A 14,184-nucleotide genomic window follows, 5' to 3' on the forward strand; every position below is an offset into this window, starting at 1 on the left:
ATCTCCCTCTCCCGGCCTCACAAGCATTATTAAAAAATACGCATTCTAATAGATTTAAAATAAGAAAAAAGTCGAATTTCAACTCATTTTGTAAACAATCAATAATACAGAAACTATTTTCTAACAAACTTAAAACATGTTGTTATATAGAAAGATGCTTTTAGCCTCAAAAAGTTGTTTCTAACAGCACTAAACCAGCTTAGCAATTATCATTTCTTCGGTAATTCCTTCGGCATCTGCTTTGTAGTTTTTAATAATCCGATGTCTTAAAACTGAGGTAGCCACAGCTACAACATCTTCTATATCCGGAGAGAATTTTCCATTGAAAGCAGCATGCGCTTTAGCAGCCAAAATTAAATTTTGCGAAGCTCTGGGTCCGGCTCCCCAATCTAAATAATTCTTAACAAAATCAGTCGTTAAATTACTATCCGGTCGTGTTTTACTCACCAGAGTCACGGCATATTCCACTACATTATCAGCCACAGGAATACGGCGTATTAAATGCTGAAAATCGATGATTTCCTGAGCGGTGAATAAAGGGGTTATTTTCTGAGTCACATCCGAAGTAGTTCTCTTTACCACCTGAACCTCTTCTTCAAAAGAAGGATACTCCAGCTTAACCGCAAACATAAAACGATCCAGCTGCGCTTCAGGTAAAGGATAAGTTCCTTCCTGCTCAATAGGATTTTGGGTAGCCAGAACAAAATAAGGTAAATCCAGTTTATGATTTACACCTGCAATTGTAACTGATCGTTCCTGCATGGCTTCCAGTAAAGCTGCCTGAGTTTTAGGAGGCGTTCTGTTAATTTCATCTGCTAAAATAATATTCGAAAAAACAGGTCCTTTTACAAATTTAAACTGACGGTTTTCGTCTAAAATTTCACTCCCTAAAATATCCGAAGGCATTAAATCAGGTGTAAACTGAATTCTTTTAAAATGAAGTCCCAATGCTTCCGAAAGCGTGTTCACCATCAATGTTTTGGCTAAACCGGGAACGCCTATTAATAACGCATGCCCTCCCGAAAAAACACATAACAACAATTGATCTATTACTGCTTCCTGACCTACAATAATTTTTGCTATTTCTTTTTTTAACTCAGCCCGTTTCTGAACCAAATTCTGTATTGCCGTTACATCAGACATTTTAAAACTATTTTAAATTAAAAAAGAGTCAACTCTATGAATTCATAAAGCTAACTCTTTTTATATATTTTGACCAAATTATTTTTTTAACCAATTGTTTGTAAAATTACATTCTCTGTATTCACCCACAATCTTAATATAGGTTTCTTTAATTTTCTCATCAAACCACTTTGCAATGGCTTTAATTTGTTTTTCTTTAAGAGCCAAATCCTTAATTTTCACATAATCCTGAGCATAATCAGCGGTATGCTCATTGATTCTGTTTGTAACGGTAATGATTTTATATTGTTTTTTTCCGGCTGGTGTTTCATCTAGAATAGGCATTGAAATTTCATTGTCTTTTAAATTAGAAACCTGAGAATATAACGTAGGATCCATTTTAGTCAATTCAAAACGAGTGTCCTGTGTATTTGGGTTAATCAAAACACCTCCATTAGCTCTTGTTTCTTTTTGATCAGAACTGCTTCTGGCTGCATCTGCAAAAGAAATTTCTTTATCGACGATGCGTTTTCTTATCAACGTAATTTTTTCTTTAGCTTCTTCTAAAGACTCAGCAGTAACTGTAGGAGTCAATAAAATATGACGCAATTCTAACTCCTGACCTTTAATTTTCTCCAAATAAATAATATGATAACCATACTCCGTTTCAAAAGGCTCCGAAATTTCACCTTCATCTAAACTAAAAGCAACATCTTTAAATTCTTTTACGAAAGGTGTTTTACGGGTCATTTTATAAAAACCACCACTTGATCTTGATCCCGGATCCTGAGAATATAAAACAGCCTTAGTAGCAAAACTGGAACCTTCCTGAATATCTTTTTTAAAACTATTTAATCGGTCAATCACTTTTTGTTTTTCAACCTGTGTAATTTTAGGCTCCACAACAATTTGAGCTACTTCCATCTCAGCACCAAAAAGCGGCAATTCGTCTTTAGGTATTTTTTTGAAAAAATTACGTACTTCTTCCGGTGTGATTTCAACTCCATCAACAATTTTATCACGCATGGCAACTGTCAACTTATTTTCTTTTAAAATATCAAAGAAATAACTTCTGAATTCTTCTTCAGAATCTTTCTTGTAATACTTAATTACTTTTTCGATGGAACCTATTTGCTGAATCATATAACTCAAACGCTCGTCCATCATTGTTTTCACTTCTGCATCAGTAACCTTAACACTATCCTGAATTGCCTGATGTGCATATAATTTATCTTCCAGTAGTTTACCTAACATCTGACATCTTGTGATGTCTTTTACTGATCCTCCCTGGCTTGAAATCTCCAGATATGCTTTATCAATATCTGAATCCAAAACGATATAATCCCCCACTGTAGCAATTACACCATCTATTTTTTGCCTTTGACTTGTTGTTTTTATCGTATTCTCTGCAACAACAGCACTGTCTTTTATTATTTCCTGAGCATTTACTGCACTATTTAAAAACATAATGCAAAAAAACAGAAGGGCATTTTTAATATTTATGGATTTCATTCTAAAGGATTTTATAAGCATTTGCTTTTAGGTAATTTTATTTTTTTAATTGTTTTCCGGTATCTGATTTTTACAATAAATAATCAGCCGGTAAGATAACAACTTAAAAAGACATTTGTTATAATTTGTTTTAATAAAAACGAACAAAAATAACAATTCAATTACATTATACAAGTTTACACCTGACTATTAACAAAAAATTATATTCGAAAAAAATAAAGAAAATACTTTTAGAAAAAAACATTGTTTTAATTCCAAATAACGAACAGAAAAACGGCAATCTAAAAAGAAGAGATATCCATCAAGTGAGAACTTATTTATTTTTAAATCGCATATATAAATAGTACTTTTGCAAACTATTTATATTTAATATGAGCTTTTTAAAAGAAATACAACGCAGAAGAACCTTTGGAATTATCTCGCATCCTGATGCCGGAAAAACAACACTTACTGAAAAACTCCTTCTTTTTGGAGGTGCCATTCAGGAAGCCGGAGCGGTAAAAAACAATAAAATCAAAAAAGGAGCTACGAGTGACTTTATGGAAATTGAGCGTCAGAGGGGGATCTCGGTATCTACTTCTGTTTTAGCATTCAACTATAAAGACAAAAAAATCAATATTCTGGATACTCCCGGACACAAGGATTTTGCCGAAGATACTTTTAGAACTTTAACTGCTGTTGACAGTGTTATTGTAGTAATTGACGTTGCAAAAGGAGTTGAGGAACAAACTGAAAAATTAGTTGCGGTTTGTAGAATGCGTAAAATCCCCATTATTGTTTTCATCAATAAATTAGACCGTGAAGGACATGACGCTTTTGACTTAATGGATGAAGTAGAACAAAAACTGGGACTTACCGTTACTCCATTGAGTTTCCCTATCGGAATGGGTTATGATTTTCAGGGGATTTATAATCTTTGGGAACAAAACATCAACTTGTTTAGTGGAGACAGTCGTAAAAATATTGAAGAAACCATTGCTTTTGAAGATGTTCAAAATCCGGAATTAGAAAAAATAATTGGTCAAAAACCAGCTGATCGTTTACGTGAAGAGTTGGAATTAATTGATGAAGTATATCCCAAATTCAACCAACAGGATTATCTGGACGGAAAATTGCAACCCGTATTTTTTGGTTCGGCTTTGAACAATTTTGGTGTCAGAGAATTATTAGATTGTTTTGTTTCAATCGCTCCTTCGCCAAGACCAAAAGAATCAGAAACCAGACTGGTTGACCCAAAAGAAGAAAAATTATCCGGATTTGTGTTTAAAATCCATGCTAATATGGATCCGAAACACCGTGACCGTTTGGCATTTATCAAAATTGTTTCCGGAACTTTTGAAAGAAACAAACCGTATTATCATGTACGCCAAAAGAAAAATTTAAAATTCTCCAGTCCGAATGCTTTTTTTGCTGAGAAAAAAGAAATTGTAGACATTTCCTATCCCGGTGATATTGTTGGACTTCATGATACCGGAAACTTTAAAATTGGAGATACTCTAACCGAAGGCGAAATCATGAATTTTAAAGGAATTCCAAGTTTCTCTCCGGAACATTTCAGATACATTAATAATGCTGATCCAATGAAAGCCAAACAACTGGATAAAGGTGTGGATCAATTAATGGACGAAGGTGTGGCACAGTTGTTTACTTTAGAAATGAATAACCGAAAAGTAATTGGGACTGTAGGAGCACTTCAATATGAGGTAATCCAATACCGTTTAGAACATGAATATGGTGCAAAATGTACTTATGAAAATTTCCCGGTTCACAAAGCTTGTTGGGTAAAACCGGATGATGCTAAGAATGAGGAATTCAAGGAATTTAAACGTATCAAACAAAAATTTCTTGCTAAGGATAAATACGATCAATTGGTTTTCTTAGCTGATTCAGACTTTACCATACAGATGACACAAAATAAATACCCAAGTGTTAAATTGTTTTTCACCTCTGAATTAGATTAAAACAATCATTTAAACGCATAAAAAAACGTCTCACTTATTAAATGAGACGTTTTTTTTATGATTTTTATCTTTTAATTAAGATAATGAAGTTTCGTAATTCACTACTTTTTTCAAAAAAGCTTTAATTAATAAACGGTTAGGAGCCATTCCTGAAGTGATAATTAATTTCTTAGCACTTGTACCTTCTGCAGATAGTGTAGAATTAGGATCTTGTTTTGTTCCCATAAACCATAAAGCAAATTCCATGTTAGAAGTAGCTCTGGAGCTTTCCACTTTCACATTTGTAGATGCTTCTTTTTCAGTAAATCCTACCGATTGATTTTGACTGAATCCGGAAAAAGAAAACATTAAAAACAGCACAAATACGAATATCGATGGTATCAATTTAGAATTTGTATTATTTGTTTTTGAGTTATTCATGGCTTTGTTTCTTCGATTATTATTTTATTATGAAACAAATCTATAGCAATACAAAAGCAGTAAAAAACATTTCCGATAAACTACCCTAATACTCGATTAGTTACTGAAAAAACAGCAATTACATCTTATAAAAAACAAAAAAGGCTTTCATTTTCCTGAAAGCCTTTGTGTTTATGCTTGTCCCGCAGGACCAAAATTAAGCGGAATAGGAGCCTGCTCCGTATCTTTGATTTCGCCATGAGCCACTTCAAAACGATGAATATTTTCGCCTATAGCTTTTAACAATCTCTTAGCGTGCTGAGGTGTCAGAACAATTCTGGACTTTACTTTAGCTTTAGGAACTCCCGGCATAATACTCACAAAGTCTAAAACAAACTCCGAAGCTGAGTGATTGATTATAGCCAGATTAGAATAAATTCCTTCGGCAGTTTTTTCATCTAATTCAATATTGATTTGCTCTTGTTGTTCTTTCATATCAGATCTTTTTTAAAACTAAAAAGTTAAAAGTAAAAAAAATAGAAAGACTACACGAGGTAATCTTTCTATTTTTAATTCAAAGTATATTATTTATTAATAAATATATTCTTCTTTATTTGCCATCATATCGTTGTAATCTTCTTTAGAACCTACAATAGCGTTATCATATTCTCTCATACCTGTACCAGCAGGGATTCTGTGTCCTACAATAACATTTTCTTTCAATCCTTCTAAAAGATCTACTTTTCCGGCAACAGCAGCTTCGTTTAACACTTTTGTTGTTTCCTGGAAAGAAGCAGCAGAAATGAATGATTTTGTTTGAAGCGATGCTCTTGTAATACCTTGTAATATAGGAGTTGCAGTTGCAGTAACTACATCACGGGCAACAACAAGATTTTTATCAGAACGTTTCAATAATGAATTCTCATCTCTTAATTGACGCGGAGTAACAATCTGACCTTCTTTTAAGTTAGAAGAATCTCCTGCATTCTCAACTACTTTCATACCGTACAATTTATCATTTTCAACGATAAAATCTTTAGTATGAATCAATTGATCCTCTAAGAATAAAGTATCACCCGGATCCTGAACTCTTACTTTACGCATCATTTGACGAATAACTACCTCAAAGTGTTTGTCATTGATTTTTACCCCTTGTAAACGGTAAACTTCCTGAATTTCATTAACAAGATACTGTTGAACAGCTGCCGGCCCTTGAATTCTCAAGATATCATCCGGAGTAATTGCTCCATCAGACAAAGGAACACCTGCTCTTACAAAGTCATTTTCCTGAACAAGAATCTGACTTGATAATTTCACTAAGTATTTCTTGATTTCACCAAATTTAGATTCGATTACAATCTCACGGTTACCTCTTTTGATTTTTCCAAAAGAAACAACACCATCAATTTCAGAAACTACCGCTGGATTTGAAGGATTACGAGCCTCTAAAAGCTCTGTAATTCTTGGTAAACCTCCCGTGATATCTCCTGATTTAGAAGAACGACGTGGGATTTTAACCAATACTTTACCTGCTTTAATTTTCTCTCCATTCTCAACCATCAAGTGAGCTCCAACTGGTAAGTTGTAAGAACGAATCAATTCACCATCTTTACCGTAAACTAATAAAGTAGGAATTAATTTTTTGTTTCTGGCCTCAGAAATTACTTTTTCCTGGAATCCTGTTTGCTCATCGATTTCGACCATGAACGATTGTCCTTGCTCTAAATCTTCGTAAGCAATTTTACCGGTAAACTCAGAAACAATAACTCCATTATATGGATCCCATTTACAGATTACTTCGCCTTTTCCAATAGACTGACCGTCTTTTACAAAAATACTTGAACCGTAAGGAATATTATGTGTATTTAAAACAATACCTGTTTTTTCGTCAACCAATTTTAATTCTGTAGAACGTGACACAACGATATCCACTTCGTTTCCTTCATTGTCTTCACCTTTTACAGTTTTTAAATCTTCAACTTCAAGTTTTCCTGGGAATTTAGCAATAATACTAGATTCTTCAGAAATACCTCCAGCAACCCCTCCAACGTGGAAAGTACGAAGTGTTAACTGTGTACCCGGCTCTCCAATAGATTGTGCAGCAATTACACCTACAGCCTCACCTCTTTGAGTCATTTTTCCGGTTGCTAAGTTACGTCCGTAACATTTAGCACAAATACCTTTTAATGCCTCACAAGTTAATGGAGAACGAACTTCGATACTCTCTAATGGAGAAGCATCGATAGCTTTAACAATTGCTTCAGTGATTTGCTCGCCTGAAGTAGCTAAAACTTCATTAGTTAAAGGATTAATTACGTCTTGTAATGCAACACGTCCTAGAATTCTTTCTCCTAATGATTCAACAATTTCCTCATTCTTTTTCAATGCTGAAACTTCAACACCTCTTAAAGTACCACAATCTTCGATGTTAACAATAACGTCTTGAGAAACGTCATGTAATCTACGAGTTAAGTATCCGGCATCGGCCGTTTTAAGAGCAGTATCCGCAAGACCTTTACGAGCACCGTGAGTAGAGATAAAGTACTCAAGGATAGAAAGACCTTCCTTAAAGTTAGAAAGAATCGGGTTTTCAATAATTTCACCACCACCAGCAGTAGATTTTTTAGGCTTAGCCATCAAACCACGCATACCGGTTAACTGACGAATCTGTTCTTTAGATCCACGAGCTCCAGAGTCAAGCATCATATACACAGAGTTGAAACCTTGTTGGTCTTCTCTAATGTTTTTCATTGCTAATTCTGTCAATTGTGCATTTGCAGAAGTCCATACATCAATAACCTGGTTGTAACGCTCATTATTTGTAATAAGACCCATGTTATAGTTAGCAGAAATTCCTTCTACCTGCTCTCTTGCATCAGCAATTAATTGTGTTTTTTGCTCCGGAATTCTAATATCACCTAATGAGAATGATAATCCTCCGCGGAATGCGAATTTATACCCCATATCTTTCATGTTATCCAAGAAGGCAGCCGTTTCAGGTACACTTGTTGAATTTAATACGTGACCGATAATATCTCTTAAGTTTTTCTTAGTCAATACATCATTAATATATCCTGCAGCTTCTGGTACTACTTCATTAAATAATACACGTCCGGCTGTTGTCTGGATAATTTTATAAACTAATTCTCCTTCATCATTAAAATCTTTTGCTCTGATTCTTACACGGGCATTCAATTCTAATCTTCCTTCGTTTAATGCAATATTTACTTCTTCAGCAGAGTAAAAAGTAAGTCCTTCTCCTAAAATTTTCTTTTCCGGAGTAGACAAACGCTCTTTGGTCATATAATAAAGACCCAAAACCATGTCCTGAGAAGGTACCGTAATAGGAGCACCGTTAGCAGGATTCAGGATGTTGTGAGAAGCTAACATTAATAATTGAGCTTCAAGGATTGCTTCTGGTCCTAATGGCAAGTGAACTGCCATCTGATCCCCGTCAAAATCCGCGTTGAAAGCCGTACATACTAATGGATGTAACTGGATTGCTTTTCCTTCAATTAATTTTGGTTGGAAAGCCTGAATACCCAATCTGTGCAAAGTAGGAGCACGGTTCAGTAATACTGGGTGTCCTTTAATTACATTTTCAAGAATATCCCAAACTACAGGTTCTTTTTTATCTATAATTTTCTTAGCAGATTTAACTGTTTTTACAATTCCTCTTTCTATCAATTTACGGATAACAAAAGGTTTGTATAATTCAGCTGCCATATCTTTAGGCAATCCACATTCGAATAATTTCAATTCAGGTCCAACAACAATTACCGAACGAGCAGAATAATCCACACGTTTTCCAAGTAAGTTTTGACGGAAACGTCCTTGCTTACCTTTTAAGGAATCAGATAATGATTTTAATGGTCTGTTTGATTCTGTTTTAACTGCAGAAGCTTTACGAGTGTTATCAAATAATGAATCTACCGATTCCTGCAACATACGCTTTTCGTTTCTCAAGATTACTTCAGGAGCTTTAATCTCCATTAATCTTTTCAAACGGTTGTTACGGATAATTACACGACGGTATAAGTCATTTAAATCTGAAGTTGCAAAACGACCTCCATCAAGTGGCACTAATGGACGTAATTCTGGTGGAATAACAGGAACCACTTTCATAATCATCCACTCCGGACGGTTTTCACGGTTTAAGTTAGACTCACGGAAAGATTCTACAACTTGTAATCTTTTTAACGCTTCTGTTTTACGTTGTTTAGACGTTTCGTTATTAGCACTGTGTCTCAATTGGTATGATAATTCATCTAAATCGATACGAGCTAATAAATCCATAATACACTCTGCTCCCATTTTGGCAACAAATTTATTAGGATCAAAATCATCTAAATATTGGTTATCCTGAGGAAGTGTATCTAAAATATTTAAATATTCTTCTTCAGTTAAGAAATCTAATCTTTGTAAAGATTCACCTTCTGCATTTTTAGCAATACCTGCCTGGATTACTACGTATCTTTCGTAGTAAATAATCATATCTAATTTCTTAGACGGAAGACCAAGGATATAACCTATTTTATTAGGAAGAGAACGGAAATACCAAATGTGAGCAATAGGCACAACAAGGTTGATATGACCTACTCTGTCTCTACGTACTTTTTTCTCAGTAACTTCAACACCACAACGGTCACAAATGATTCCTTTGTAACGGATTCTTTTGTATTTACCACAAGCACATTCGAAATCTTTTACAGGTCCGAAGATTCTTTCGCAGAAAAGACCATCACGTTCTGGTTTGTGTGTTCTATAGTTGATAGTTTCCGGCTTTAAAACTTCACCTCTTGATTCTTTCAAGATAGATTCAGGAGAAGCTAGTCCTATCGAAATTTTGTCAAACCTTTTTACCTGGCTTTTCTCTTTATTATTATTTCTATTATTCATCATAGTTTTTACTATTGATTTATTTGCAATTAAAAATTGATTTTAGATACTGCTTTTTGCATTACCTATTACCTCGGGTTACTTCTCTAAACTTCAAACGACTTTGAAGTGCTAGTTATAAAACCTATTGGGTTCTATAAAAAATCGGAACGGTTTACGGGTATAAATCCTGAAAACTAAAAAAAGTGTTCAGTGTTTAGCTATCAGTTTGAAACTGAAAACTAAACACTGTTCACTGAATACTATTATTATTCTTCTAATCTGATATCTAAACCAAGACCTTTTAATTCATGCATCAATACATTGAATGATTCAGGTAATCCCGGTTCTGGCATAGTTTCACCTTTTACGATAGCTTCGTAAGTTTTAGCTCTACCAATTACGTCATCCGATTTAACTGTTAAGATTTCACGAAGTGTACTAGAAGCTCCATAAGCCTCAAGTGCCCAAACCTCCATCTCTCCAAAACGCTGACCTCCAAATTGAGCTTTACCTCCAAGTGGTTGTTGAGTGATCAACGAGTATGGACCAATAGAACGTGCGTGCATCTTATCATCAACCATGTGTCCTAATTTCAACATGTAAATTACACCCACAGTTGCTGCCTGATGGAAACGCTCACCTGTACCACCATCATAAAGATGTGTATGTCCAAAACGTGGAATTCCAGCTTCATCAGTCAATTCATTAATTTGGTCAAGTGAAGCACCATCAAAAATTGGAGTAGCATATTTTCTACCTAATTTTTGTCCGGCCCATCCAAGAACAGTTTCATAAATTTGACCAATGTTCATACGAGAAGGTACCCCAAGTGGGTTCAACACGATATCAACTGGTGTTCCGTCCTCAAGGAAAGGCATATCTTCGTGACGAACTATTCTTGCAACAATACCTTTGTTACCGTGACGTCCAGCCATCTTATCCCCTACTTTCAACTTACGTTTCTTAGCGATATAAACTTTAGCTAATTTCAAAATTCCTGATGGCAATTCATCTCCAACAGTAATGGTGAATTTCTCTCTTCTTAACGCTCCTTGTAAATCGTTCAACTTAATTTTATAGTTATGAATTAAATCATTCACCATTTTATTAGTTGCATCATCAGCTACCCATTGACCTTTGCTTAAGTGAGCAAAATCTTCAACAGCGTAAAGCATTTTTTGAGTGTATTTTTTACCTTTTGGTAAAACTTCTTCACCCAAATCGTTCATTACACCTTGTGATGTTTTTCCGTTTACAATTAAGAAAAGTTTTTCAATTAACCTGTCTTTTAGCTCAGTAAATTTAACTTCAAACTCCATTTCAAGTGCTCCTAAAGCATCTTTGTCCTGAGTACGTTTGCGTTTGTCTTTTACCGCTCTTGCAAATAATTTTTTGTCTAAAACTACACCGTGTAAAGATGGAGAAGCTTTTAATGAAGCATCTTTTACATCACCAGCTTTATCCCCAAAGATTGCACGAAGCAATTTCTCTTCCGGAGTTGGATCAGATTCCCCTTTTGGTGTAATTTTTCCAATAAGAATGTCACCAGGTTTTACCTCGGCACCAATTCTAATCATACCGTTTTCATCTAAGTCTTTAGTAGCCTCTTCAGAAACGTTAGGAATATCATTCGTTAATTCTTCGTTACCTAATTTAGTATCTCTTACTTCTAATGAGTAATCGTCTACGTGGATTGAAGTAAAAATATCATCACGAACTACTTTTTCAGAAATTACAATCGCATCCTCAAAGTTGTACCCTTTCCATGGCATGAACGCTACTTTTAAGTTTCTACCTAAAGCTAATTCACCATTTTCAGTAGCATATCCTTCTGATAATACCTGACCAGGAATCACTCTGTCACCTTTTCTTACGATAGGTTTCAAATTGATACTTGTTCCTTGATTGGTTTTTCTAAATTTAATTAAGTTGTATGTCTTTTCATCAGCATCAAAACTTACCATTCTTTCTTCCTCAGAACGATCGTATTTAATAGTAATGATATTAGCATCTACATATTCTACAGTACCATGCCCTTCAGCATTAATCAATACTCTGGAATCAGAAGCTACCTGACGCTCTAAACCAGTTCCAACAATCGGAGCTTCAGGACGGATCAAAGGAACCGCCTGACGCATCATGTTAGATCCCATCAAGGCTCTATTCGCATCATCATGCTCCAGGAAAGGAATCAAAGATGCAGAAATCGAAGCAATTTGGTTAGGAGCAACGTCAGTATAATGTACTCTGGAAGGATCAACAACAGGGAAATCACCTTCTTCACGCGCAATTACATTTTCAGCTGTAATTTTTCCAGTATCATCCATTTCAATGTTTGCCTGAGCAATCATTTTTCCTTCTTCTTCTTCAGCACTTAAATAAGTAGCTTCCGAAACTAAATCAACTACACCATTAGTTACTTTACGGTAAGGCGTTTCAATGAATCCCATTCCGTTTACTTTAGCATAAACACCAAGAGATGAAATCAAACCAATGTTTGGTCCCTCAGGAGTTTCAATAGGACATAAACGTCCGTAGTGCGTATAGTGAACGTCACGAACCTCAAATCCGGCTCTCTCTCTCGAAAGTCCGCCTGGTCCTAGTGCAGATAATCTTCTTTTGTGTGTAATCTCAGCTAATGGATTTGTTTGATCCATAAATTGAGATAACTGGTTTGTTCCAAAGAAAGAGTTGATAACTGATGATAATGTTTTAGCATTAATCAAATCAATTGGTGTAAACACCTCGTTATCTCTAACGTTCATTCTCTCACGAATAGTTCTGGCCATACGTGCTAAACCAACACCGAATTGTTGAGACAATTGTTCACCAACTGTTCTCACACGACGGTTTGATAAGTGGTCAATATCATCAATATCCGCCTTAGCGTTTATCAATTCAATTAAATACTTCACGATAGTTATGATATCTTCTTTGGTAAGCACTTGCTTTTCCATTGGGATATCTAAACCAAGTTTTTTGTTCATTCTGTAACGACCTACTTCACCTAAGTTGTAACGTTGGTCAGAGAAGAACAATTTATCTATAATACCACGAGCAGTTTCTTCATCAGGCGGTTCTGCGTTACGCAATTGTCTGTAGATATGCTCAACAGCTTCTTTTTCAGAGTTTGTTGGATCTTTTTGTAATGTATTATGAATGATAGCGTAATCAGCCTGATTAGCATCTTCTTTATGTAACAAAATAGATTTAACGTTAGATTCGATGATCTCTTCAACATTATCTTTATCGATAATAGTATCACGATCAAGGATAATCTCGTTACGTTCGATAGAAACTACCTCACCAGTATCTTCATCTACGAAATCTTCATGCCATGTATTCAATACACGGGCAGCTAATTTTCTACCGATATATTTTTTAAGTCCTGTTTTAGACACTTTAATTTCTTCGGCAAGGTCAAAAATTTCAAGGATATCCTTATCTCTTTCGAAACCAATTGCACGGAATAAAGTAGTAACAGGTAATTTTTTCTTTCTGTCGATATATGCGTACATAACGCTATTGATATCAGTAGAAAATTCTATCCAGGAACCTTTAAAAGGAATTACTCTGGCAGAATATAATTTGGTTCCATTTGCGTGGAATGATTGTCCGAAGAAAACACCTGGAGATCTGTGAAGCTGAGAAACAACAACACGTTCAGCACCATTAATAACAAAAGTTCCACTTGGAGTCATGTAAGGAATTGTACCAAGATATACATCCTGAACAATAGTTTCAAAATCTTCGTGTTCTGGGTCAGTACAATATAGTTTTAACCTTGCTTTTAAAGGTACACTATGAGTTAGACCTCTTTCTATACATTCTTGAATTGTATAACGTGGCGGGTCAACAAAATAATCCAGGAATTCCAACACAAAGTTATTTCTTGTATCTGTAATTGGAAAGTTTTCCATGAAGGTGTTGTATAACCCTTCGTTGCCTCTTTCGTCTGATTTAGTTTCCAATTGGAAAAAATCTTGAAAAGATTTCACCTGAACATCCAGAAAATCCGGATACTGAGGTATATTTTTTGTAGAGGCAAAATTCAATCTTTCAGTCTGATTTGTTATCATCAATGGACAAAATTTTGATTAAAAAAAAGTAGTTTTTTGTGTAAAAACACATTGTTTAATGGATACTTTCTTTTTAGAATCAATACATCTTTAAAAACAAACCAATAAAAACAGGTTCCTTTTTTTTCTTCGTACTGATCAAAAACTTTTTCGTATTTTAAACTTTTATTTATAATAAAATTTGAACTATTTTATTATACGAAAAATGGTTTAGGCCATTGAGCATTAAC

The 14,184-nt window shown here is 34.8% G+C and carries 7 protein-coding genes; 1 reads left to right on the forward strand and 6 read right to left on the reverse strand.

Annotated features, from left to right (window positions below):
- Positions 1-189: 189 nt before the first annotated feature.
- Both BUB89_RS00810 and BUB89_RS00815 read right to left on the reverse strand, forming a co-directional pair.
- Complete coding sequence (locus tag BUB89_RS00810; RefSeq protein ID WP_073240925.1) at positions 190-1,143, reverse strand: AAA family ATPase; 954 nt, start codon at positions 1,141-1,143, stop codon at positions 190-192.
- 78 nt (positions 1,144-1,221) lie between these two features.
- On the reverse strand, positions 1,222-2,655 hold the full coding sequence (locus BUB89_RS00815; RefSeq protein WP_073240927.1) for a peptidylprolyl isomerase: 1,434 nt from the start codon (positions 2,653-2,655) through the stop codon (positions 1,222-1,224).
- Between the two features lie 350 nt (positions 2,656-3,005).
- Between BUB89_RS00815 and BUB89_RS00820 the strand changes: the two genes are divergently transcribed.
- Positions 3,006-4,595: a peptide chain release factor 3 gene (locus BUB89_RS00820; protein WP_073240929.1), complete on the forward strand. Its 1,590-nt coding sequence runs from the start codon at positions 3,006-3,008 to the stop codon at positions 4,593-4,595.
- A gap of 75 nt (positions 4,596-4,670) precedes the next feature.
- Here the strand turns inward: BUB89_RS00820 and BUB89_RS00825 are convergent, their stop codons facing one another.
- The 4 genes from BUB89_RS00825 to rpoB form a co-directional block, all read right to left on the reverse strand.
- Entirely contained in the window at positions 4,671-5,015 is a 345-nt protein-coding gene (locus tag BUB89_RS00825; protein WP_073240931.1) for a hypothetical protein, read from the reverse strand.
- Between the two features lie 171 nt (positions 5,016-5,186).
- Positions 5,187-5,489, reverse strand: coding sequence for a DUF3467 domain-containing protein (locus tag BUB89_RS00830; RefSeq protein WP_073240933.1), 303 nt, complete (start codon positions 5,487-5,489; stop codon positions 5,187-5,189).
- Positions 5,490-5,585: 96 nt separating this feature from the next.
- On the reverse strand, positions 5,586-9,896 hold the full coding sequence (gene rpoC, locus BUB89_RS00835) for a DNA-directed RNA polymerase subunit beta' (RefSeq protein ID WP_073240935.1): 4,311 nt from the start codon (positions 9,894-9,896) through the stop codon (positions 5,586-5,588).
- 245 nt (positions 9,897-10,141) lie between these two features.
- Complete coding sequence (gene rpoB / locus BUB89_RS00840; protein WP_073240937.1) at positions 10,142-13,954, reverse strand: DNA-directed RNA polymerase subunit beta; 3,813 nt, start codon at positions 13,952-13,954, stop codon at positions 10,142-10,144.
- Positions 13,955-14,184: the final 230 nt, after the last annotated feature.

The organism is Flavobacterium flevense (assembly GCF_900142775.1).
Taxonomy (GTDB): Bacteria; Bacteroidota; Bacteroidia; order Flavobacteriales; family Flavobacteriaceae; genus Flavobacterium; species Flavobacterium flevense.

What these genes read in the sequence shown, in the direction of transcription:
- BUB89_RS00810 (WP_073240925.1), bottom strand. Translation starts at nt 1,143, where the DNA reads ATGTCTGATGTAACGGCAATACAGAATTTGGTTCAGAAACGGGCTGAG.
- BUB89_RS00815 (WP_073240927.1), bottom strand. Translation starts at nt 2,655, where the DNA reads ATGCTTATAAAATCCTTTAGAATGAAATCCATAAATATTAAAAATGCC.
- BUB89_RS00820 (WP_073240929.1), top strand. Translation starts at nt 3,006, where the DNA reads ATGAGCTTTTTAAAAGAAATACAACGCAGAAGAACCTTTGGAATTATC.
- BUB89_RS00825 (WP_073240931.1), bottom strand. Translation starts at nt 5,015, where the DNA reads ATGAATAACTCAAAAACAAATAATACAAATTCTAAATTGATACCATCG.
- BUB89_RS00830 (WP_073240933.1), bottom strand. Translation starts at nt 5,489, where the DNA reads ATGAAAGAACAACAAGAGCAAATCAATATTGAATTAGATGAAAAAACT.
- rpoC (WP_073240935.1), bottom strand. Translation starts at nt 9,896, where the DNA reads ATGATGAATAATAGAAATAATAATAAAGAGAAAAGCCAGGTAAAAAGG.
- rpoB (WP_073240937.1), bottom strand. Translation starts at nt 13,954, where the DNA reads ATGATAACAAATCAGACTGAAAGATTGAATTTTGCCTCTACAAAAAAT.